Consider the following 23,954-nt stretch of genomic DNA (forward strand, 5'->3'; position numbering starts at 1 on the left):
TCCCTAATAAACCAACCATTTTTAAATTACCAATTATTTCTTTTCATCATATTTAATAGTTGATACAATGTCTTCAACCAGTTATTTATCGGAAAAACCAACCACTTTGAATCTTTTAAATAAACGAGGGAGTTTTTTTATATGACAAACGATAAAAAAGTGCCCAAATATCGGCAGATAATAGACTATATGAAAGAAAAAATTGAAAACGGAGAATGGCCAATTGGAAGTAAAATCCCTAGTCAGCGGCAGTTAGCAAAATTATTTCATGTAAATCGAAGTACTGTAATAACTGCGCTAGATGAACTTATGGCAGATGGTTTAATTCAAGGACAAATCGGAGCAGGAACAATTGTAACAAATAATACATGGTCATTATTAGCAACTAATCCCCCGCCCGATTGGAGTGAATATGTAAAGGCCGGTATTCATAAACCAAGTAAGTTAATGGTGCGAGAAATAAATGAAGCAGAAGCAAATAAAACGCTTATCCATCTTAGTAAAGGTGAACTTGCACCTCATCTTTTTCCGCTCGAAACTATGCAATCTATAATAAAAAACGTCAGTGAGGAATTAGATTATTTCGGATACGAAGAACAAAAAGGTTTTTATCCGTTACGTGAAGCAATAAGCAAATACGTAAAATCATTTGGAATACATGCATCACCGGGTTCTATATTAATAGTCTCGGGTGCACTCCAAGCATTACAATTAATATCAATTGGTCTTTTACATAGAAAATCAACTGTTTTACTTGAACAACCTTCTTACTTATATTCACTTCATGTTTTTCAATCAGCAAATATAAACTTATCCGGTATATCAATGGATCATCACGGTATTTTACCTAACGACTTGTTAAAACAAATTAAATATAGTCAAAAGAATAATATTTTATACTCAATCCCTTGTTTTCAAAATCCAACGGGGATATTGATGTCCAAAGAGCGAAGAAAAGAAATATTAAAAATATGTAAAAAAGAGCAGTTGCCTATCATCGAGGATGATATTTACCGAGAGTTATGGATTGATGAATCACCTCCAGCTCCTTTAAAGTCAATAGATAAACATGGACATGTATTATATATTGGTAGTCTCTCTAAAACACTTAGCCCTGGACTTAGAATTGGATGGATAATTGGACCAGAACCTGTTATTGATAGATTGTCAGATATAAAAATGCAAACAGACTATGGATCAAGCTCTTTATCTCAAAGAGTAGCTGCTGAATGGATAAATGAAGGTTTTTATGAAGAACATGTAGCAAACGTAAGAATGCACCTGAAAAAACGAAGACAAATAATGATACGAGCTTTAAATAAATATTGTGCAGATATTGCATCGTGGGATATTCCTAGTGGTGGAGTTTTTATATGGCTAAAGGTTGTACATAACATTCCGATGAAAAAACTATTTTCAGAGGCACTATCAAAAGGAATTCTTTTAAACCCGGGACGTATTTATGAAGAAGAATCAGATCAGTACATTCGTTTATCATATGGATATGCTTCTCCAGAACAAATGACTAACGGAATTAAATTGCTCAGTGAATTAATTCGGAAGTTAACGGCATAAAAAAATCCTCTTTTGTTTTTGGAGGATTTTTTTACGTATTTTATTTACCACAATTTCATTTCCTGCCCTAATAAAATAAGTTCTTCATAAGGATCTCCGTCAATATTTAATACTTGAGCAAAAGCAGGTTCTGTTTTTAAACCTTGTTCCTTTAAGTGAATAACTTCTTCCCTTATATGAGGATGCTGCATTAATAACATGTGCTCCACTATCATATGTCTATATGCATTTTGATTACGCACTGGCTTAGATTGAGCAAATAATTCAAATTCAAAACCTTCGAATTCAAAATTCACCTTTATCGATTCAGTACCTTTCATTTTTTTCTTTTTTATGTTGAACCCTCTATAAGAACCATATAAAGATCTCATTTCTTGCTCAAAAACATCAAAGTTATATACTTCCATTACAATATCTAAGTCAGATTGAGGAGTATCAATTCTTATCGGGATTGTCCCGCAAAGAACGGGATTATATAAAGCTAAATCCTCCATTATGTTTAGGCTATTCAAAACATCATATATTTTTTGTTGCTTGTCATTGCCCGATTGTAAATATGTAATAGATGTAAACATGGAAGTCTCTCCTTCATTTCACGTAATACGTGTCTCACTAAACTCAAGAAAAATTTGTCCGTTTAAACTTGTTCTTGAAGTACCTTTACTTCAATATATTAAAGTGAATAAACAATATGTTTCAACTTTTCTCCTATGCTGCAATACTATAAAAATAAAAAGGGAGGAATTATGATGAGCATTTTCAACATTCTTTTAACCATCCACATATTATTTGGAACGATATGTTTAATAACTGGGATAATAGCGATGGTTGCTCAAAAGAAGAAAGGTAAACATACGGAATGGGGTGAAATATATCACGCATCCTATGTCGTTATCACCGTTACTGCCATTATATTATCCATTATAAACTGGGATAAAATCGCATATTTATTTTATGTAGCAATCTTCTCTTATTCATTTGCGATTTATGGATACCTTGCACGAAAAAAACGTTGGAAAAATTGGCTCCATCACCATATTAGAGGTATGTTAGGCTCTTATATCGGTGCTGTTACTGCACTTTTAGTAAATGTCGGTATTCATATTCCCTTAATTAATTTATTGCCGCCTATATGGTTTTGGTTTTTACCTACATTAATCGGTATTCCTCTCGTAGCCAGTGTATCAAAAAAATATAAAAAGCGTAGTTAAACTTCATTACATTTTCGTTACTTTCTGATGATTATTATGAAAAATCATACTCAATGTAATATTTTATTTATAAATTCAAGATCGTATTGCTTTAAGTTAGTCACTTAGCGCTAAATAAGAAGAATCCAATAACAGTATTGGATTCTTTTTCAAATTTCATTTCAATATCGGCTTTATGCATTCAATGATCTTACCATTTGGACCAAAAACCATCTTTGTATACTTGTGGGTACTTGTTTTATTGGTTCAGTGATAATTACACCATTATAGTTTAAGATTGTAATAACGAATGTAAACGATCCGGGTAATTCGTAAACATCCCATCAACGCCCCATAAAAGTAACTTTTTCATATCTTTTTCATTATCTACAGTAAATGGATGAACTTCTAATCCGTGTTTCTTTATTCTCTTTACATAAGCGGAATCAATATATTTATAGTTCATCCCAAGACCGATGCAGTATGTTTTATACTTTTTTATCTCTAATTCAGTTAATTGAACTGCCTTTTTGTAAGGTAGTAATTGTACTAGCGGTAAAGTAACATCTAAACTATGAATTTTTTGCAGACTTTCTTCACTAAATGATTGAATAATAACGTTATCACTTATTTCGTAGTGCTTTATAATTTCTAATAGCTTCTCTTCCATACCAGCGTATTCATCTGGTGATTTTGTTTCAATATAATAGTTTGCACCATTCCCGAACGTTTCAATAATTTCTTCTAGTGTTGGGACTTTAGCATCTTCAAAGTCTTTCTTTGCTAAACTTGGATGCTTTTCATTGAAAAAAGAACCTGCATTAAGTTTCTTTATTTCTTCTAATGTATGTTCCTTAACTAGACCCGTACCATTTGTAGTGCGGTTTACTGTTTCATCATGCATAGCTACTAAATGTCCGTCTTTTGTCATTTGAAGATCAATTTCTATATAATCTCCTTTTAATTGTTGTCCTAATTTATACGCTGCTATTGTATGTTCCGGCGCATACGCAGAAGCGCCTCTATGTGCAATGTTTTTTATATGATTTGCTTGATTAATAGCTTTCGTGTACTTACGTTCATCTACTTTATGTAAAACGAAAGTACCTAGTAATATAATGGTGCAAATGATTGTAATGATATATATCTTTTTCATAATGATGTATTAACTCCTACATGAAAGCAATTTGGATCGAATAATTTATTCAATTAAATGTCGATTTTCAAATACAGTCATTTGTCCAACAGATTGAAAACCAGCCTTTTTATAAATATTAATCCCATCAGGTGAAGCTTGTAATACGCATTGAGCAACTTTCAATTGTTTTGCTTCTTGCAGCAAGTAATTAAACATAGTGGAGCCAAATCCTTGCCCTCGCATTTTTTCTTTAGTTGCTATATCATAAATACCAATACTATCTTTTGTACATACTAATGAACCAACAGATACGACTTCATCTTTAAAAATCCCTAAATATAGTTTCATATTTTCACTATTCCATAAATCGAAAGAAGCAGTTTCATTATAAAATGTTTGCACATGTATACCTTCCTCTGATGTACCAAATAGATTAGCTAACGTTTCCCCAAACTTTTTAATTTGTCCTAACGAAGATGCTCTTTGTATCGTAAAACCTTCTGGCATTTTTATTGTTGGTTGAATTGTCTTTAAGTCTGCTACCATCGCAATATTTTGTTCTGCTTCTTTTAAGCCAAGTTTTATTAATTCGTTTTTTATAGTCTGTTCATAGCTATTATCCCAAAACCAAACACACATTGGAAACTTCTTTTTATTATAGTTGTTTATCACTTTATATAATTTCTCAATGTCTTCCGTTACATCATTGTTTAGTAAAGTAATGATATTAAATGTATCTGCAGGTAAACCACAATCTACAGCAATGTAGTCCTTCGTTTCTTTTACATTCATTCCATGTACATGACGCGCAATATATGACGTTTTATATGTGAAGTTATCTATTAATAACTGTTTATAATTCATTCTTTTTTCTCCTTTCATAAAAATTCGTATTCAAATCGTTCAGTATTAAATATAACATATACGAAATGTAACTATTTCTATAAAAATATCTCTATAAATCACTCTATACGCTCTGAAAGAATTAAAAATGATATAACGTTGTCGGAATGAAAAAAGTGGTATATAATAAATATTAACATTACTAGTAATTATTTTAGGTATTCCTAGAATAAAGGAGCGATACATATGAAAATTACTATTTATTTCGGAAGTCATGAAGATCAAGATGTTCGTACTATGGACTGTCATTTAGATGTAGAAGATACAGAAGAGATTGTTTCTGTATCATAATATAAATTGTAGGGATGAACCCTCTTCCCTACAGCGTTTAAGGCACCCTTTACAGGTGTCTTTTTTGTTGTTTTTTTCGTCAAAAACCCTTTACTTTATAGCGTTTTAATAGTAAAATATAAATATACGAACAAACGTTCTTTTTATTTTAATTGTACATGAAGGGATGATTTTTACAATGGCTCAAGCAAAGCGCAGAGGAAGAAAAAAGCAAACACCTATCATTTCAAATACAGGCTTTATCGGCTCTGTCTTTATTGATACATTGGAGTTACAAAAGAAATCCTATTATTTCGCTCGTAAAAAACTTCAAATTGTTCATCACGTACTTGATGGCCTCTCTGGGGCAACAAGTTCTCTATTTAAAGAACATAACATTTCAGCATACATGTCATGTGTGTATTTACATAAACAAAAGAAAATCGGCTTTGTTCTTTCAACGAAACCATTTGAACAAAGTGATGGTATTGCTTATTTTGTAAATTATTTAATCGAAAAGAATTTTTACGGTAATGATGAAGAAGTAGAATATCAAGAAGTATTTAATACAGGTTTTATTGGTGTAGTATTCGCTGATTTATGTAGTATAGATCGCTTTAATTTCGAGTTTGAAATGGGTATGTTAACGAAATTAATGAAAGATATGATTATTCCGGTTAAAGAACTCTTTTTACGCCACAATGTACCGGCTTACATCTCCACTTCTCATTTAGAAGAACAAAACAAATTAGGTTTCGTTTTATCTGTAAAACCGTATGATGAACGTGCAGAAGCAGATTTATATTTTGAAGCGTATTTAAAAGAGCGCGGGTTATTTATTGGTGATGAAGAAGATGATATTGATAAGATTGTTATTAGAAAAACAGCTGAATTACGATAGAAAAGCGCAGGATGCTGATCCTGCGCTTTTTAAGTTACGTTAAACACTATAATCTTTTGAATGAATTTCTAAATTTAACTTATTTGCTAAAATTTTATTCAAAGTAAAAAATACAATCCCTCCTGCAATGGGAAGCGTGTAGGCTGGAATGAAATTTAATAACAGTCCTGATATTGCAAGTGCTATTGGCTGCATTATTTTACCTAAGCTTAATCCAATACTAAGAACTCTTCCTCTATATTCTTCAGGAATCTCATTTTGCATGAAATACATTAAAGGAATATCAATTTGTGCTATCATAAATCCTAAAAAGAACATAATCATGCAATACGTAGTAACATATACCAAATTATTTACTACAATAGGTTTAAATAAAACAGGTATTCCTGAAACTATCATAAAAATTGCCAACATAAAACTTATTTTTTTCAATAGATAAGAATAAGAAAAACAATCAGTTATCTTTTTTACTAATATTGCACCAACTATCATACCTATCGGAAAAGTCCCTTGAATCATACCAAATTGCTTAGAATTAAGATTGAGAACTGTGTTAATAATGTATGGCAACGGAACGGTTACAGCAAAGCCTAAAAAGAAATTAAGTGAAATTAAAATACTAAAAGTATTTTTTAAGCTTTTCCGCTCCAATAAGTAAGAGTATCCCTCCTTTATATCTTCAATAAAATTAATTTCTCTAATTGAACATTCCTCATTTATGTTTTGCTCGCACAATTTAAAGTTTATAAACAATATGGATATAGCCGAAAGGATAAATGAAATACCGTTAATAATGATAAAAGTTTTTATATCCAAGATTGCAAAAACAATGCCCCCTAACATAGGCCCTAAAATTAAAGATATAGAATCGATAATTTTACTTATAGAATTAATACTCATTAACCGTTCTTTAGTAACCATATTCGGTTTTACGGCCTCTAATCCTATTCCAAAAAACGTTGTAAATACTGTCATAAGAAGGGTAGTAGTATAAATAATGAATAAGTTTAATCCATAATAGTTGCTTAATATATAAACAGTTATTAATAAGCACCCGCTTAATACATCCATGCAAACGACGAGTTTCTTTTTATCAACCTTATCAGCAATGACACCGGCAAATGGATTCATAACAATCATTGGAATCGTTCCTAATATGAGTGTAATCGCAAAATGTAACGCAGATCCGGTTATTTGTAAAACATACAATCCTAATGCAAAACTATAAATTGAGCTACCGAATAGTGATACTGTTTTTGCAATTGAATATAAACAAATATTTCTTAGTTCTTGGTTTCTTTTTTTATTTTCTATATATAATCGTAAACTTCCCATCACTTTTCCCCCACTTTTCTTTGTATTACATAAAGTGTAAATTCTCGGGTTAACCCAATATCAATACACTGTGTTTAAAAATTACTACAAAGAAATGAAAAAAGATGGGGTTAACCCCGTGCACATCAACTGAAGATATTAGTGCCTCCTACAACGATAAAAAATAAAATGATTAATAAGATCACATGTACAAATGCAAATTTTTTATTGAAATCTAAAAAATAATATGGTATCTTCTATTACGTTGATTAATTACATATGAGAATCATGTATAACTCCAAGAATATGGCTTGGGGGTCTCTACCAGGAACCAACAACTCCTGACTACAAAATGCGTCTTTTAGCGTTTGTAGTCAGGAGTTTTTTTGTTCTACGGTAAATAATGCAGAGAAGGGAATATAAAAAATGAATTTCAAAGTATTTATATTAGCTTTAGCAACGATAGCGGTAGGTCTTGTAGAACTTATCGTTGGAGGAATATTGCCAGACATCGCTAAAGATTTTAATGTTTCATTAAGTTCTGCTGGTCAATTAATTACAATTTTCGCCTTTACTTATGCAATAGCAGGTCCTGTATTATTGATTTTCACAAGTAAAGTGGAAAGAAAAAAATTATATATTATTTCACTTTACATTTTTCTAATTGGTAATCTACTTACTTATTTTAGTCCGAACTTTACTTTTATGATGATAGCAAGAATTTTAACTGCTATGAGTACTGCTTTAGTTGTAGTACTTTCCCTAACAATTGCAGCTAAAATTGTTAATCCCGCTTATCGAGCAAAAGCATTAGGATTAATTTATATGGGTATTAGCTCTTCACTTGTACTAGGAGTACCACTAGGCATATTAATTTCAAACACATTTGGCTGGAGAATTATTTTTTTATGTATAGCTATTTTATCATTGGGGTCTATTATCTTAATTTCAGTATTTTTAGATAAAATACCTGGAGAGGAAAACCGAACTCCTTTATCTATCCAATTAAAGGCCGTTTGTAGTCTTAAACTAGGATCTGCCCATCTAGCTACCATGTTTATGTTAGCAGGACACTATACTCTATATGCTTATTTTACTCCTTTTTTAGAAAATAAGTTTCACCTAAGTCCTTATTGGATTAGCATATTTTATTTAGTGTTTGGTATAGCTGCAGTAAGTGGCGGTGCGTTTGGCGGTGTATTATCAGATAAAATAGGCGCTCAAAAAAGTATTTTGATAGTTATTACTCTATTTGCTCTAATCTTATTTATATTACCGTTTACTGCAGTTTCTATTATCCTATTTATTCCTGTTATGATAGTTTGGGCTGCATTGAGTTGGGGGCTTGCACCACCTCAACAAAGTTATTTAATCCAAACTGCCCCGGATACGTCAGATATACAGCAAAGTTTTAATAATTCAGCCCTACAAATAGGAATTTCACTCGGCTCTGCAGTTGGAGGTATAGCTTTAAAACAAGTACATAATGTCGCCAATATGGCCTGGGTTGGTGGATCTTTAGTTTTATTATCTTTAGGTTTGGCTATCTTTTCTCTTACTAGACATACACCGACAAGAGACTGTCCAGTGAGTGCTAAATATGTAGATTAACATTCTCCTTTTCTTTAAATCACAAAAAGTATAAATCAACATAAAAAGTCCAGTTTTATAACCGGACTTTTTATGTTGAGGTTAACCCCATCTTTTTCCTAAAAATGAATATGTATAAATTTCTTCACCTTGAACAAAGAAATCCTCGTACTTTCCGCCTTGTTTCAAATAATTTGAAGTACTTTCATCAATCGATTGAAACTGTAGATTTTGGATTTCTTTCGTTACTTTTACAGATGTAAAATTCTCTCTGAGTCTAGGTGCAATTTGGCTATTTATACTAAATTTATTAAATAAAATAAACGAACTTAATAAATAACTATTGTGTTTAAAAAGAGAATTTAATTCGCACAATAAGAACTCCTCATGTTCAAAACTATAATTACTTGTACCTGATTGATCAATTACAATATCAATAGAATAATTCTGAATAGGTATGTTTAGAAAATCGGCACAGATAAATACAATATTTCTTTTCACATTTCTTCTCTCAATTACATCTTTTAAAAGTAAAAGTTTATTCAAATCTCGATCAACAGCAATATATAAACACTCTTCCGGTAGTTCTTCATAAATATTTCGTAAAAAGAACCCAATACCAGACCCTAAATCAAGTAGTATTTTTTCATTTAAATCTAATTGCATTAGTTTCTTTTTCGCCCATTCTCCTCCTCTTTGAACATTTTCCAAAAAAGCAGTATCAGTTTCATGAATATAATCCGAAATAGAATCTTCAAGTGATTTCTTTTCATACGCTTTCACTGAGTTACCAGCTGTTAAAACCCCTGAAATAATCGTGTATTCTTCACCACAATTACAAATTAACTTTCCCTCAATAATTTGATTCTTATTAATAATGCCATCTTCAAGAATTAAATTTCCGTTACACTTAACACATTTAAATAAATGAAGTACTTTTAAATCTACCCCTAAAATTGAACTCGAAATTTCAGTTTCTATAGATAAATTATGTAACGCTTCCTTTAATTTGCATTTTCGTTCCTCTAAAGTTTTTATTTCTTGTTCAATCTTTTCATATTTTACTTTAAATAAAGATTGATAAAAATTATCCTTTTCATAGCCTAAGGATTTCCCTAAATTTTTATAAAGAAACAGTTCTTTAATTTCATACAAGCTAAACCCTAGCCATTTGTACTCTAATATAAGTTCTATATCCTTTTGACAATACTCGTCAAAAAAATAGTGACTTCCTTTTTTCTCGGGAATAACGAGTCCGAGGTCCATATAATGTCTAATCGTATCTACACTTACATTATTTACTTCTGCAAACTTACTGATTTTCATCCTAATCACTACCATTTATATATTTGTTTATACATACTTCTTTATTATTTTAAAAAATCCTTTCATCTCCCTATACAAAATTATTTATGCTATGAAAAAGATGTAATTAATTTTAAAGTTCCGCCACATCCCCATTAAGCTAAGCTTATATAAGTTTAACTACTCCTTTTGTAATCTTGAATTTAAAAAAGAGTAGCAAGTAGTACGTTTATGTTTATATATCTAAAAAACTGTGAGTTCATGGATGAATTTAAAACTGCGGCGTAAGTACTGCAGTTTCTTCCTTTTTCATTGAGTTGAAATATGTAAAGTTACGTACTTTAACTGTAGCGGACTTGTACTACGCGTTCATATTAATTTTATAGACGTTTAAGGATTTTGTTTTATGGGAAGTATTCTTGCTGTGAAATTAGGATTGTAAATATAGATGAACGTGATTCAAATCAAAAAAAGGTACTCCTAGAAGTACCTTTTTTACTATTCTATATGTGCGAACGCTTTCAAAATTATTGGATATAAATCGATGTACGCATTGTATTAAACGGTGCATTTATAGATGTCTTTTGGTACTCAAAAGTTCCTTGTTGGTGTCCAGAAGCATCCCATTTATAATACCAGCCAACGATTGGTCTTCCGCCAATTATAGTGGAATCAATACTTTTTACATTAGAACCATTCATTTTAGCAAATGGGTTTTGGCCATAGCCCATTTCTTTCGTTGTAATATATAAATATTTTCCCCCGTGGTTACGCGATGTGCTGAAGCTGTTCTGATTAATTGTTTCTACCCCGCCTAGCTCAGACTCTACTTGTACGACGTTTAGTGAAGTAAGTGGTGCTGCTGGTCCAGCTGAAGCTTTTGTTGCCATCCCTAATCCGACGAACGCTGTGATTGCTAACGATGAAATCCCTAGTGCTGCTTTTTTTAACATAAAAACATCCCCTTCCATCTATTGTTTTCTCTTTCATTGTCAATATAATCCTAATAATCTTATATGTAAATAGATTGTAACTGCAGAAATAACAGAAAGAATATTCTGATTTATTAACATTGAAAAATATGACTTCAACTTTTTTCGTTAAAGATAGTCATCAATCTCTAACTACCTAATGACCTCAAATAAACGCTATTCAAGCCATTTTAAGAGGTACAAAAGACCTTATAGTATATAAGGTCTCTCTGAAAAAACCCGTGAATCATTCACGGGTTTTACTTTAATAACTGATTGCTATTGTACCTTCACCTGCATGAACTGCAAATGAAATTGGTAATGGATATAATTTGAAATCCATTTCAGGGAATGCTTGTCTAATATCTGCAATCCATTCTTCAGCTCCAGCTTTATCGTTAGCATGGAACATGTGAAGTACTTTTGGTAATTCTTTTTCAAGTTCATTTTTAATATATTCTCGACATTTTTGGATTTTACGAACTTTCTTTTCAAGTAAAAGCTCTCCACCTTTTACTTCTAATATTAAGTTAACACTTAATAAACTTCCAAGTAAAAATTGCATGCCCTTTACACGGCCACTTGCATATAGACCTTTTAAACTCTTTGGGAATACATGAAAAGGTCTTCTTTTTTCATCTACTAATGTTTTGTGTATATCTTGTAAAGTCATACCATCATTGTATAACGATTTCGCTTTTCTAATTAGTTCATCCATTGGATAACTTGTTGTTTCACTGTCTAATACCGTTAATGGAAAACCTGCCATTTCTGCAGCTAACTTCATATTTTGATAGGTTCCACTTACTTTTCCGCTAATAGCAACTGCAAATCCTTCTTCATATTCTTCTTTGCATTTCGTAAATAACTCTACCATTTCCCCAATATTAGGTTGTGAAGTAGTGACTGTTTTACCTTCGTTTAACGCATTATAAACCCTTTCACGTACACCTTCTTCACAATCTTTGTACGAAATTCCATCAATAATAACTTCGATTGGGATAACAAAGTTATCTCCTTCTGTTTTAAAATTCGCAGTTGTACTATCAGTAATCCAAGCAACACGCTTCATGTTGTTCCTCCCTTAATTCAATTCCTCTTTTCTAATTTTTCTATATATTTATGTTACGAAAAGAGAATATCCCTGTAATAGTAACAGGACTTTATTGTTTTGGCTATAGTAGATGTATATTAAATGTGACTATTTCTTGTCTATTTCACAAATAAAAAAGAAAATCAAGGAATTTGCTCGATTTTCTTGTTATCATATACTATTTAAAAGTTTCATTATCTAAAATTACAACATAATCATTCGTTAATCGGCCAGCTTCTTTTGTATAACTAACAAGCCTTTGTATATTATCACAGCAAATTTTTGCTCCCCATACGAGTAACGGTACGCCAATAAAATCGATATGGAACCTTCTAGAAAACAGCCCACCGAAAGTCATTGGTAAAGGTACGGTTGGTGATGTATTAGAAAAAATAATCTTTTCATGACTTTGATAATGTTTTTGCAAGATTTCTCCTAAATGCTTCATCGCTGGTACAACAACTTTTGATGCGCCGCATCCAATCGTATATACAGGATGACCATGTTCATCTATGCCATGAAAAATAATTTTTCCCATATCTTCTGTTTTCAATTTATTAAAGTAATCTACATTCAAAATTTCTTCTTTCGTTAACTTGCGATCCGTTGGTAATTTATTTAAATGATACGCTGCAGCTAGTGAGGTAGTATGTGTTCCACCAAAATCTGTGTAAATGTATATCATATTATCATCCCTTGTTGTAAAAGTTCAATGTTAATTAGTATTACCGTTCTTAGCAATGTTAAACAAGGGATGAATGTATTTACGCTTTTTGTGTTAATTCATTATATTTTTTCCAAATATAATAACGTCTACTAATCACAGTGCCTAATGTAATACATAAAAAGGCATTTGTTACAACCATTAATGTCTGGTGCGTACTACCCGAAAACATACTTTGTTTAATCATAATTTTTGCTCCTAAAATAACAAGAAGGATTATTGTACTTACCCAATTTCCTTTTCGTAGTACATGACCTGTTTCACTATCTAATCGAAATGTTAAAGCTCTTCCCCGTATAATCCCAAGACATAAGCCAATTCCAAGCATTACAACAAACAGTAGTCCTTGCAGCAAAGTTATTTGTCCCATATGAATAATGGATTGAACTGTTACAAAACACAACAAAGCCGGAATGAGCCAAATACGGTTTATTTTCACTTTTCGTTCTTTACTTTGCATCAAAACAATAATAAGAATAACAAGTAAAATATCCATTTAGAATCCTCCTATAAACTTGTTTATCTTTAAAGATTATATTCTCCTCTTTTCATTCCATACTTGAAATAAGATAGCTACTTTCAAGTGTAAGATGGAAAATGTGATTTCTCATCAGCCTTAAGCATTATTTATAAAAATAAAAAGACGTACTTTTTACTCGTACGCCTTTAATAACTCGTTTAAACTCCTATTTATCAACTAATTCCACACCTTTAGAATTAGCTTTACCCAACACTCGAATGTTAAATTTATTAATAGCTTTTAAAAAGATAATATAAATACAATATCCAACAATAGAACCTATAACATTACAGATCACATCATCAATATCAGTAATACGTCCCACTCCACTAAATAAAGACTCAATTAATTGTAGCAATTCAATACTAGCTGATATAGAAAACCCTAATAAAATTGTATTTTTGAATTTCTTATATTTATCCCATAGGATTGGTGCTAAAAATCCTAAAGGCATTAATAATAAAATATTCCCGCCTACATTTCTTACAATTAGACCAATCATAAATAGGGTATCTCCATCATAAGCACTACCAATTTGATTGATGTCTTTAATAATTGATGCAAATGGTATTATATTGACCGAGCGATTCAGATTTTCAATATTAAAAGGAAAACCGATTGGTAAAGGGAATAAAGTTACTGCAACAACCATACAAATGTAGATCACAAATAAAAAACTTATTATTTCTTTCCACCAAATTACATGTTTTGTATTTTTGGTACCAATTAATATTCCACGTACAATTAAATAACAAATAACTCCTAAAATAATAAACACACTACCGTTAATCATATACAAATTGTTAACACATCCTTTCATATGAATTAATAATAAAAATTTACAACTATATAGTAATGTTTTCTAATTTAAAAATCCATATAATTATATATAATTGTACAGAATTACAAAAAACCCTTATTTAATAAATAAAGGGTTCCTCGTTAACTAAAATATTTTTCAAAACAGAAACAATCATGAACCCGTTTAAATTATTTTCGTATCTCTTCTTTTAAATCCATATAATTAAAAAGCTCTTTCTATTTCTGTCATTAATTTTTCAGGTCCTGCCCCTTTATTCGACGTAATAACTAAAGTTATTCCTAATTCTGGATATATAGCCGAGCGAAAACTGACGCCTGGATCATATCCCATTACATGATATTTGAATACCTTGTTTTCTCGTGTTTCAATCCATATTCCATAGCCGTAGGACTGTTTATCATTTACTTGAATGTGAGGAGTTAAAAGTAATTTTGTATACTTGTTTGTATCGTATTGTTTATACATTCACTTTGGTTTGCGTAACCCAAAGCTTTTTCATAGACTAAGTCTTTTTCTTTTTTTACTAAAACTACTCCAGAGAAATCTATTTTCTTTTGTATTTCTTTTACAATTTTATCAATTTCATCTTTTGTTTTTATCACGACAACCACCCTTATCTTTCGGTATTGTTCTTTCCCCTTATTGATTTTTCCATATAAAGGGGAAAGAACCCTTTTATTAAATACGATAAATTGTTAATGAGAACACAAAGTTCATTTCGAATTTATCCCGCTATTTGTGGACAGTAAGACCCCCATCTCAAAATTCAGCGAAAGCAAAAAAGTTAAGTGGGGACCCTGCTGCCCGTAAAAGCTCGATTGGTGAGGGCTGATAATCAGTGGGGGGATGCCCCCTGATTAAAGTTTCACTTTATTGATTCAGTAGAATACAACTTAGATTGTGATGGGAATAAAGTAAACACACACAAGACGATAGTAATAAATAACATGATCAATGAACCTACAATAACTACAAGTTGTATAGAAATGAACTGAGTCGCAACACCAGATAATATTGTAACAAAGATTGTTACTATCGCAATAACAAGTCCATATATACTCCCGATCCGTCCCATCATATGAACAGGGATATTATTTTGGTAAAATGTATAAAATCCTGTATTTGCATATGCCATTGAAAAAGATAAAATAAAGAATCCAATAGCAGCTATTAAAAATACATTTGAAAAAGCATAAATTAAATAACCAATTGCAATAAATAATGATCCTATTCCAATTAGAAGTGAAGGTGCTAATTTCTTTGACAAAATTGTATTTGTTATGGCACCTAAAATAAATCCTGCACCAGCTATACTAACTAGAAAACCATATTCACTATCTGTTAGTAGTAATACCTCTTTTGCAAACGATAGTTCAAGTGAATCAGTAGCGGTTGCTAATACGAACATACTTTGAAATAAGAAGTACACGCATACGACATACACATGTTTTCTACTAAAATTTATAACAGTGTTCCAATCTTTTTTTAATACTGTAAGAGATAATGTATTACTTGTTGTATCCGAAGCTTCTTTCTTATCAAGATTAGGTAAAAGTAATGTAATGAATCCTGATAAGAGAAATGCTATAGCATTTATATATATAGCAATCTCTGGTGTACTCGCAATTAATAAAACCCCTGCTATCGCTGGACCAATTAAAAATGCACCAGATCCTATTAAACTACGTAATGAGTTGAAACGTTGTCTTTGTTCTACTGGAATTAATTTCGTCATATACGTCATAGCAGTTGGCTCATAAATTGCACTGGCCATACTTATAAAGAATACAAATACATAAACAATCCAAATTGACGGAAGTAAAGGTAAAATAGCGATAAATAACGCACGATATATATCGAGGTGAATCATTAACTTCCGTTTATTTAAACGATCAATCATACTCCCAGACCAAGCGTTTGTAAATAAAGTGGCTAATGGTTTTATTACATATAAAGCAGCAACAGCTAAGGCTGAGCCACCCATATTATAGACAAGTACATTCAGTGCTATTAAGTAAATCCATGCCCCTAAATTCGCAATACCAACACCGGACAGTAGTAATAAAGGATATTTCCAATCTTTAAGAAAGTTTTTCATTTTTGGCCCCCGCTTTCAAAATTGTTTTAAAACAATAAAAAAATCCCACCCCCAAGACTTTTAATCTTAGGGACGAGATTTATCATCGCGGTGCCACCCTAGTTTGTTAATATGTCACCATATTAACCTTATCAGGTACTGCATTCTAACTCATGCTTATACCATAGCTCTATAACGGGAGCTCCCGTCACACCATCCCCTAATAATAGGTTCCGATGCGCTGCTCAGAGGCTTGGTTCAATAAAGAATTTTTACTCCTTTTCAGCTAAATGGAGCTCTCTGTAAAAAATTCATTTTATTTACTCTTCTCTTCACTGCATTTGATTTTTTCCATATTATCACAATTATTTTTAACTGTAAATAAAAAATAATCAGATATTTAATAACATGTCTCTATTGATTCGTTTATTTATTGTTTTTTCTGAAAATTACGGTGCGTGAAATTACTTACAGCTCTAAAGAAAGAGCCATTTGCATCTAGCTCCTTCCAAATACCTGAATTAATTCGTATTCGCCTCTGTTAACGGTTGTAACGGCGGTTCTAATTCTAGTTCTAGTGTATCTCCTTCATGTAAATCTTGTCCTTTTTCAATACTTTGGCTCGTTACATAACCTGTACCAGAAGTTTTCGAATCTAATTTCAAAAGCTTAGAGAAATACATAACATCACGCATGGACCAACCTTTTACATTTGGCATTTGTGCGTTATTCCCTAATAAAAATATACGATCACCTTCACTCATTACCTCGCCAGACTGTGGATATTGTTTTATTATTTTTCCTTCTCCTAAAATTACCGGCTGTAGCTTCTCTTTTTCTACACTTTTCTCTGCTGTACCCATCGATTGATTTACATAATTTTGTACTTTTAATTGAGATTGTTTCGCTGCATCAGCTATTTGTTTTTCGGTATACGGTTTCACCTTTAAATATTCAAGGCTGTTTTTTATAACAGGTTTAAATATTTCAGCAAGCGGCTGAGCTCCATACTCATCTCCTTTTAACTTTGGCTGTTTAATAGCTAAGTATACGATTAACTCCGGATCATCAATTGGAGCCATTCCTAAAAAGGAGAAAATGTAATTCTCTTTCCCTTCCATATATCGGCCGTTTTCAGGATTCGGGATTTGTGCTGTTCCTGTCTTACCTCCAATTGGATAACCATCCACTTTATACATTGTACCAGTTCCTTTTGAAGATGTTATAACACGCTCCATTAAGCTTCTAACCTTGTCCGCTGTTTCTTTTTTTATCGGATTCCCAATTTCTTTCGGTTGATTTTCCATAATAACTTCTTTGTTTGTTGGATTTACAACTTTATCAACGATATATGGTTGCATCATTTTCCCGTCATTTGCTATAGCAGTAGCCGCTTGGATTAATTGAATCGGAGTTACTGTAGAACCTTGACCGAAAGAAGTTGTAACCTGTTGAATTTGCGTATTTAATAATAAAGTATTTTTACTTTCTCCAGGTAAATCTATTCCTGTTTTTTGATTGAATCCAAATTTATTCATATATTGCTTAAATTTATTTGGTTTCAGTAACTGATCTTCTAAAATAGAAAAAGCTACGTTTGATGATCTTTCAAAACCTTCATCAAATGTAATTGATCCCCATCCAAATCCACCATTATGATCTTTTATATCAGAGGAACCAACGGAATATTTTCCAGATTGAAAATATTCTTTTCCGTTATATACACCTTCATTAATGGCAGCTGCTAACGTAAAAACTTTCATTGTTGAACCTGGTTCATATGCATTTGCAATCGGATCATTTAAAAAGTATTCGATATCACCTACATTAGGATTGTAACTCGGTTTACTAGACATCGCTAAAACCTTTCCTGTTTTTGGATCAGCAATAATGCCAATTAACATAGAAGGATCATAATGCTCTTGTGCTTTGTTCATCGCTTCTTCTAAAAAGCTATTAATTTGTTTATCAAGCGTTAAATATACGTTATTCCCATTTTTAGCAGGTTCTACTTTTCCTATATCATTCGTAAGTGGAATCCCTCTTCGTGTACCCACATATTCTATATTCCCGTTTGTAGAGCGCAAATATTTATCCAAACTCTTTTCAAGCCCAAACTTTCCTTCCGTATTCCCTTTATCATCTGGTCTAGCAAAACCCAGTATATAGGATGCAAAATCTTCATTCGGATACACTCTTGCTTTTTCCGACATAAAAGATACACCTGGTATTTTTAAATCATTAATTTTTTCCTTCGTTTCCCTAGATAAGTTCCGACCAATTTTTCCAATTTCAACTTGCGTACGCCCCTCATGAAAGTTTTTTAATACTTCTTCTTTATCAATTTCAAGTACATCGGCTAATTGTTGTGCGGTTTCATCTTTATTTTTCACTTTATCTTTTCCTTTTAAATTCACAACAACTCGATACGTTGTAGAATCTTGTACTAACACCTTTCCCGTTTGGTCATAGATAGTACCACGATTCGCTTCTAAAACACCTTTTTTATTATGTTGTTCATCCGCGAGGTCCTTTACATTTACATTATGCACGACTCCTACTGCCTGAATATAGAATATACGCAAAATCATAATAAGAAACAAAACAATAAAAGCAATCATCATATATCGAGCGCCTTTATTCGTTTGAAGTTTTTGCATACTTATCTCCTCTCTTTTGGAATGGATTCGTACGAAGATACGTTTTAAAATTTGTAGTTTTTGTTTACGATACTATATGTTTCGAAGTTTTCTTTTTAATTCCTTTAAAACAATGCAAAACTAACTATTGTTATTTTTTGTTTTATTTAATTAAAATACGGTGCGTGAAATTTCTGAATATTAACTTCACCAAAACTTGATTGCATAGCACTCTAAACTCTTTTCTTATTTACTATAAAAAGTTCCCATCTGGATTTCCAAATGGGAACTTTTTATAAGAAAATTATGCGATATGGTTATATTTTGCTAAGAAAGGAATTCGTCTCGCTACTAATGCATACATTTTGAATACGAATTTCGCTATTGGTTCAAACATACGTGTACTTTGCATTACTAAACCGCTCGTAACAAGTGTTATGAAAGCTGCACCAAGTATATCTAAAGGATAATGAACACCTACATACATACGTGATATACCGACTAACACTGCCCATAATAGCGCGATATATTTCAGTTTTTCTCCTCTAAGAATAAATACGAAGGCGATTGAAAATACAAGTACAGAATGATCACTAACAAATGATGAATCTGCTGCATGTGGTACTAATTGATGTACATCATGTGATACGAACGGACGCGGATGGTAATATACCGCATGTATAAGAACATTTACTACTAATGCAATAATAACCGAAAGCGTCGTATATAAAACTGTATATTGTTTTCTAATTGCATTCTCTTTCTTTCCATTATTAAACCATAAGATAAGCATAAATAAAATGGCTACGTATGCAGCGCTATTTGTAATTGCAACCATTATCGTATCTAATAGTTTGGATGAATCAGCAAAATTATTAAACCACTGAAATACTGTGTAATTCATAATACTCTCTCCCTACTTACAAGTGTTCTTGATTTACACAGTATACAATACCATTATGAAAATGGGCTTAAACTTTTCTCATCTAATTCTCATTTTACTATTACTCATGTGACAATTATAAAACAAATTTTATACGCTATTTATGTATAAAGTTCGTAAACCTTTATAATAAGGCGATTCGTATTTTTTTCATGTTTGGAATACATAACATGTTCATTTAAATATACTAATTGCAAAATCATATTTTTTAATTCATTTGAAGTACAATATTTCCAAATTGTTCTCCATGTTCCATACGGCTTAGTGCTCGAATTGCTTCTTCTAACGAGTAAACTTTATCAATAATTGGTTTAATTTGATGTTTTTCTATAAACTTTATCATCTCATTAAATTCCTCACGGCTACCCATGGATGTTCCCATAATATCAATTTGATTGTAAAATAGCGCGCGTAATGGTAATTCAATTTTATCTCCTGAGCTTGCACCAAAATTCACGATTCTTCCGTTTGGTTTTAATACATCAAAATATTTCAAAAAAGTTGCTGGACCTATACTATCTATTATTAAATCTACTTTTTCACCTTGTAAGCTCTCTTCCCAATTTCCGGCACTATGAAAAGAAATATCTGCACCATATTTTGCAGCAAGTTCCATTTTATTCTCTACCCTTGAAGTAACACTCACTTTTGCGCCAATTGCTTTCGCGAATAACATGGCAAATGTAGCAACACCACCGCCTATTCCCGGAATTAAAACGTGTTCGCCGCGCTTCAATCTACCTTTAGTAAAAAGCGCTCTATATGCAGTTAATGCGGATAAAGATAAAACACCTGATTCTTCCCAAGTAAGATATGACGGCTTTTCTACAACATTTTCAACTGGTACAATTACATATTCAGCAAACGTTCCATCTTTCGGCCCACCTAGCACTTCCGGTAACTCCGGTACTTCAGTAGCATGTTCCCATCCAATACTAGGATTAATAATAACTTCTGTATGTAATATGTTATCAGAAACACCGTTTCCAATTTCCGTAACAATACCTGCACCATCTGATCCTAAGATTAAAGGTAATTGCATTTCTTTTCTATTATTCATAATAAATAAATCCCGATGATTTAAGCCTGCTGATTTTAATTTCACTTTAACTTCCCCATCATTAAGTGCTCTCTCAGGTGATATTTTATATTCTACACCGTCAAACCCAGTTTTATATTGATGTACGATAGCTTTCATTATTATTCCCCCTTAATAATTTTAATGTACTAGAAATTTCGAAATAAACAAAATGATTTGATCGTAAAAAAAGAAGGAATGCAAGAAGCACCCCTTCTTTGAAGGCTTATTTTATTATACATGGTAATGTAATCGTAACGATTGTTCCTTCATTTTCTTTACTCTCTATTTTAATAGCTCCGTTATATTTTTCTACAAGTCGTTTTGCAATAGACAAACCTAGTCCGTTTCCACCTTGTTTTCGACTTCTCGCTTTGTCAACTCGGTAAAACCGATTAAGAACAAATGGTAAATCGGATTCAGGTATTCCCGCTCCATGATCTATTACACGAATTGTAACTTTCCCTGATTGTAAACTGGATTCTATGCAAATATATTTATTAACCTCTTTTGTATGCTTAACTGCATTATCCATTATGATAATAATAATTTGTTCTAAGTAAGATGATGGCATTGACACATAAGCCTCGTCATCCCCGAATTTCATATCAAATTGAAAATCACTTTGGAGTACTACAAAGTTTTGTGTAACATGTTTTAATACGCTATTTACATGAACTGGCTCAGCTGCTATTGGATGCAATTGTTCAGATTCAGCTCTTGATAGTTCTAGCAATTCTGAAACTAATTTATTTAAACGATCTACTTCCTTTAAACTAGATTGAAGAGATTTATCTAATACTGCTGGATCATTTTTCCCCCATCGGTTTAACATCGCTAAGTGACCATGAATAATTGTTAACGGTGTTCTTAGTTCATGAGATGCGTCTTCGACAAACTGTTTCTGTTGTGTAAAAGAAGTTTCTACTTCATCCATCATCTCGTTAAAGAGAAATGATAATTTTGCAAGCTCATCATTATTTTCTCGTACTGGAACCCGTTCATTTAGTCCATTCTTTTTAATACGTTTCATCGTATCTGTTATATTTTGAACACTTGATAATAGTTTCTTCGTTATAAGAATCCCACCTAAAAAACTAAATATCAATCCAAATATTCCAGCAATAAGCATTACCACTAAAATAACTTTTAATAAATAATCAAATGTCTCTAGGTTTTTCGTAAGTTCAATAGTTCCAGTAAACTCTTTCGTTTTAATTGGTATGCGCTTAACTAATATTCGATCTTCTAAATGCCTTTTTATAAATGACTCATCTTTTATAACCTGTTTCGGCTTTATCCACGTTTCATTAAAATCTCGTGAAACAGTAATAATCGGCTCCCCATCCATGTCAATAATACGAATCATTTGATGCTTATCAATCATATTGTTTAGAAAATCTTTACTGTTTTTAAATGTTTTACTCGAAAGGGTATCATTTTTATCTTGGAAATATGCCGCTATTTCCGTAACTTGCCTATTTATTTGTTTCTGTTCATAATCTATAGTCCACTTATTAATTACAATAAACTGCAAAGCACTATATAAGATGAATAAAATAAATACTAGTGTAGTGGACCAAAGTGTTAGTTTCCACTTTATAGGTAGATTTCGAATTCGAAACATAATATTTTTTATCATTTCATTATATATCCCGCACCACGCACTGTTTGGATATACTCCTCCTTATCTACACTATGTAACTTATTTCGCAAATAACGAACATATACATCAACAATATTTGTCTCAACAATTGCATCATATCCCCATACTTGATCCAGTAAAACATCACGAGTAAGTACGCGATTAATATTTTTCATAAACATAAGCAATAACTCGAATTCTTTATTTGTAAGTTCAATTTCTTCATTTCCTTTAGTTATAGTTCGAGATTCAATCTGAAGCTGCAAATCTTTGAATGTAAGAAATGAAACCTGCTTGTTTTCAATATGTTCTTCTCTTCTAAATATCACTCTCATACGTGCTAACAGTTCTTCAATTGCAAATGGTTTCGGAAGATAATCATCCGCTCCACTATCTAAACCTGTCACACGGTCCATAATACTATCACGAGCAGTCAGCATAATAATAGGTGTATTTTTAGTCGCTCTTAGTCGACGACATACCTCTAGTCCATTTAATCCAGGCAGCATTAAATCAAGCAAAATGAGATCGTAATTCTTTTCAAGTGCTGCGCTTAACCCTTTTCTTCCATCTAGTTGTATATCTACTTTATACCCTTCATATTTTAGTTCTAATTCTAGAAAATCTGCTAAACTTTCCTCATCCTCAATAATTAAAATGTGTTGCAACGGTAGTTCCTCCTAGACAATTAAATGAATAAATAATCCTATTCCAAATATAATTACAATGATTTGATGCACTTTTCTATACATCATAAATTTTTCTTTCTTATTTATTTTCTGTAAATAAAACCCAACAACCCCTAGTGCGATTAAGGCTAATAGAGAAAATATGCCACTGTATATGAGTAAAATATGAGGACTCCCTTTTATAAAAAAGTAAACACCATGAGTAATTGCAACAGCTATTATAGCGTATCCAATTAATACATGAAACTTTTTTGCAAATAGATACACTTCTTTAACTTTTTTAAATCCTTGTATATTTTTCTTCTTTAAAAACACCCATATATGGCGTAAAAACCATAATGAAGCAGCGATAATAGCCCCATATTCACCAAAAGAGCCTAATTTTTTATTTAACCATTTTACATTCAAAACATTGCCGTATATAACATTAATAAATAGCATCAATACACTACAAATAATAATAGTAATGCCCATAATTTTAACACACACACGAAAATATTTATTTCTTAATATCTTCTCCATTTTATTTAATCTCCTTACTCACAAAAGCTTTGTAACAAGCAGTC

21 protein-coding genes, 2 pseudogenes, 1 riboswitch and 1 other annotated feature are annotated in these 23,954 nt (G+C 31.7%); of the genes and pseudogenes, 4 read left to right on the forward strand and 19 right to left on the reverse strand.

The genetic code is table 11. The annotated features are described in order from the left end of the window. The first annotated feature begins 141 nt into the window (after positions 1 to 141). A complete protein-coding gene (norG, locus tag ES895_RS21755; protein ID WP_000180304.1) occupies positions 142 to 1,575 on the forward strand; it encodes an efflux pump transcription regulator NorG in 1,434 nt (477 codons plus the stop codon). A 44-nt stretch (positions 1,576 to 1,619) separates the two neighbouring features. Here the strand turns inward: norG and ES895_RS21760 are convergent, their stop codons facing one another. After that, positions 1,620 to 2,150, reverse strand: a complete 531-nt coding sequence (locus tag ES895_RS21760; RefSeq protein WP_000495170.1) for a DUF4269 domain-containing protein — start codon at positions 2,148 to 2,150, stop codon at positions 1,620 to 1,622. Between the two features lie 174 nt (positions 2,151 to 2,324). On the opposite strand from ES895_RS21760, the gene ES895_RS21765 reads away from it, so the two are divergent. Continuing rightward, positions 2,325 to 2,786, forward strand: a complete 462-nt coding sequence (locus tag ES895_RS21765; protein WP_000021728.1) for a DUF2306 domain-containing protein — start codon at positions 2,325 to 2,327, stop codon at positions 2,784 to 2,786. Between the two features lie 271 nt (positions 2,787 to 3,057). Here ES895_RS21765 and ES895_RS21770 read toward each other — a convergent pair whose 3' ends face one another. Both ES895_RS21770 and ES895_RS21775 read right to left on the reverse strand, forming a co-directional pair. Further along, positions 3,058 to 3,921 carry a glycerophosphodiester phosphodiesterase gene (locus tag ES895_RS21770; protein ID WP_000725521.1) on the reverse strand — a complete coding sequence of 288 codons (864 nt, stop codon included), beginning with the start codon at positions 3,919 to 3,921 and terminating at the stop codon, positions 3,058 to 3,060. 45 nt (positions 3,922 to 3,966) lie between these two features. Further along, the gene (locus ES895_RS21775; protein WP_135238636.1) at positions 3,967 to 4,767 is read right to left on the reverse strand and encodes a GNAT family N-acetyltransferase; all 801 of its coding nucleotides are present in this window, start codon (positions 4,765 to 4,767) and stop codon (positions 3,967 to 3,969) included. A gap of 496 nt (positions 4,768 to 5,263) precedes the next feature. Between ES895_RS21775 and ES895_RS21780 the strand changes: the two genes are divergently transcribed. Next, positions 5,264 to 5,977, forward strand: coding sequence for a hypothetical protein (locus ES895_RS21780; protein WP_002196556.1), 714 nt, complete (start codon positions 5,264 to 5,266; stop codon positions 5,975 to 5,977). 39 nt (positions 5,978 to 6,016) lie between these two features. On the opposite strand, the gene ES895_RS21785 is transcribed toward ES895_RS21780, so the two are convergent. Then, positions 6,017 to 7,312, reverse strand: a complete 1,296-nt coding sequence (locus ES895_RS21785) for an MFS transporter (protein WP_135238637.1) — start codon at positions 7,310 to 7,312, stop codon at positions 6,017 to 6,019. Between the two features lie 247 nt (positions 7,313 to 7,559). Then, positions 7,560 to 7,659, forward strand: a riboswitch (purine riboswitch). A gap of 58 nt (positions 7,660 to 7,717) precedes the next feature. Between ES895_RS21785 and ES895_RS21790 the strand changes: the two genes are divergently transcribed. Next, entirely contained in the window at positions 7,718 to 8,902 is a 1,185-nt protein-coding gene (locus ES895_RS21790) for an MFS transporter (RefSeq protein ID WP_001009822.1), read from the forward strand. Between the two features lie 81 nt (positions 8,903 to 8,983). On the opposite strand, the gene ES895_RS21795 is transcribed toward ES895_RS21790, so the two are convergent. The 15 genes and pseudogenes from ES895_RS21795 to ES895_RS21865 form a co-directional block, all read right to left on the reverse strand. Further along, a complete protein-coding gene (locus ES895_RS21795; protein WP_058839779.1) occupies positions 8,984 to 10,207 on the reverse strand; it encodes a MerR family transcriptional regulator in 1,224 nt (407 codons plus the stop codon). Positions 10,208 to 10,713: 506 nt separating this feature from the next. Next, positions 10,714 to 11,139: a DUF4879 domain-containing protein gene (locus tag ES895_RS21800; protein WP_135238638.1), complete on the reverse strand. Its 426-nt coding sequence runs from the start codon at positions 11,137 to 11,139 to the stop codon at positions 10,714 to 10,716. 283 nt (positions 11,140 to 11,422) lie between these two features. Further along, positions 11,423 to 12,229 carry a DegV family protein gene (locus tag ES895_RS21805; RefSeq protein ID WP_000831921.1) on the reverse strand — a complete coding sequence of 269 codons (807 nt, stop codon included), beginning with the start codon at positions 12,227 to 12,229 and terminating at the stop codon, positions 11,423 to 11,425. 199 nt (positions 12,230 to 12,428) lie between these two features. Beyond that, on the reverse strand, positions 12,429 to 12,935 hold the full coding sequence (locus ES895_RS21810; protein WP_000639421.1) for a DUF3189 family protein: 507 nt from the start codon (positions 12,933 to 12,935) through the stop codon (positions 12,429 to 12,431). Between the two features lie 79 nt (positions 12,936 to 13,014). Continuing rightward, positions 13,015 to 13,470 carry a CcdC protein domain-containing protein gene (locus ES895_RS21815; RefSeq protein WP_000353706.1) on the reverse strand — a complete coding sequence of 152 codons (456 nt, stop codon included), beginning with the start codon at positions 13,468 to 13,470 and terminating at the stop codon, positions 13,015 to 13,017. 190 nt (positions 13,471 to 13,660) lie between these two features. Continuing rightward, a complete protein-coding gene (locus ES895_RS21820; RefSeq protein WP_000281849.1) occupies positions 13,661 to 14,293 on the reverse strand; it encodes a VanZ family protein in 633 nt (210 codons plus the stop codon). A gap of 143 nt (positions 14,294 to 14,436) precedes the next feature. Then, positions 14,437 to 14,505 (reverse strand): annotated as a pseudogene (locus ES895_RS30130) (GNAT family N-acetyltransferase); the annotation flags it as partial. A gap of 13 nt (positions 14,506 to 14,518) precedes the next feature. After that, positions 14,519 to 14,919 (reverse strand): annotated as a pseudogene (locus ES895_RS21830) (hypothetical protein). 263 nt (positions 14,920 to 15,182) lie between these two features. Next, positions 15,183 to 16,415 (reverse strand): MFS transporter, encoded by a 1,233-nt coding sequence (locus ES895_RS21835; protein ID WP_097998509.1) that lies wholly within the window; start codon positions 16,413 to 16,415, stop codon positions 15,183 to 15,185. Positions 16,416 to 16,480: 65 nt separating this feature from the next. After that, positions 16,481 to 16,739 (reverse strand) — a binding site (T-box leader). A gap of 176 nt (positions 16,740 to 16,915) precedes the next feature. Beyond that, positions 16,916 to 19,054 carry a penicillin-binding protein gene (locus tag ES895_RS21840; protein ID WP_016110079.1) on the reverse strand — a complete coding sequence of 713 codons (2,139 nt, stop codon included), beginning with the start codon at positions 19,052 to 19,054 and terminating at the stop codon, positions 16,916 to 16,918. 283 nt (positions 19,055 to 19,337) lie between these two features. Then, the gene (locus ES895_RS21845; protein ID WP_001110118.1) at positions 19,338 to 19,937 is read right to left on the reverse strand and encodes an undecaprenyl-diphosphatase; all 600 of its coding nucleotides are present in this window, start codon (positions 19,935 to 19,937) and stop codon (positions 19,338 to 19,340) included. Between the two features lie 247 nt (positions 19,938 to 20,184). Next, a complete protein-coding gene (locus tag ES895_RS21850) occupies positions 20,185 to 21,174 on the reverse strand; it encodes a zinc-binding dehydrogenase (protein ID WP_000644550.1) in 990 nt (329 codons plus the stop codon). A gap of 106 nt (positions 21,175 to 21,280) precedes the next feature. After that, complete coding sequence (locus ES895_RS21855) at positions 21,281 to 22,696, reverse strand: HAMP domain-containing sensor histidine kinase (RefSeq protein ID WP_058839783.1); 1,416 nt, start codon at positions 22,694 to 22,696, stop codon at positions 21,281 to 21,283. After that, positions 22,693 to 23,367, reverse strand: coding sequence for a response regulator transcription factor (locus ES895_RS21860; RefSeq protein ID WP_001163828.1), 675 nt, complete (start codon positions 23,365 to 23,367; stop codon positions 22,693 to 22,695). Before ES895_RS21860 ends, ES895_RS21855 begins: the two co-directional genes overlap by 4 nt. Before the next feature lie 12 nt (positions 23,368 to 23,379). Beyond that, positions 23,380 to 23,910, reverse strand: coding sequence for a hypothetical protein (locus ES895_RS21865; protein WP_000411453.1), 531 nt, complete (start codon positions 23,908 to 23,910; stop codon positions 23,380 to 23,382). Between the last annotated feature and the right edge of the window lie 44 nt (positions 23,911 to 23,954).

It is taken from the genome of Bacillus sp. 007/AIA-02/001 (genome assembly GCF_004634455.1).
GTDB lineage: Bacteria > Bacillota > Bacilli > Bacillales > Bacillaceae_G > Bacillus_A > Bacillus_A cereus.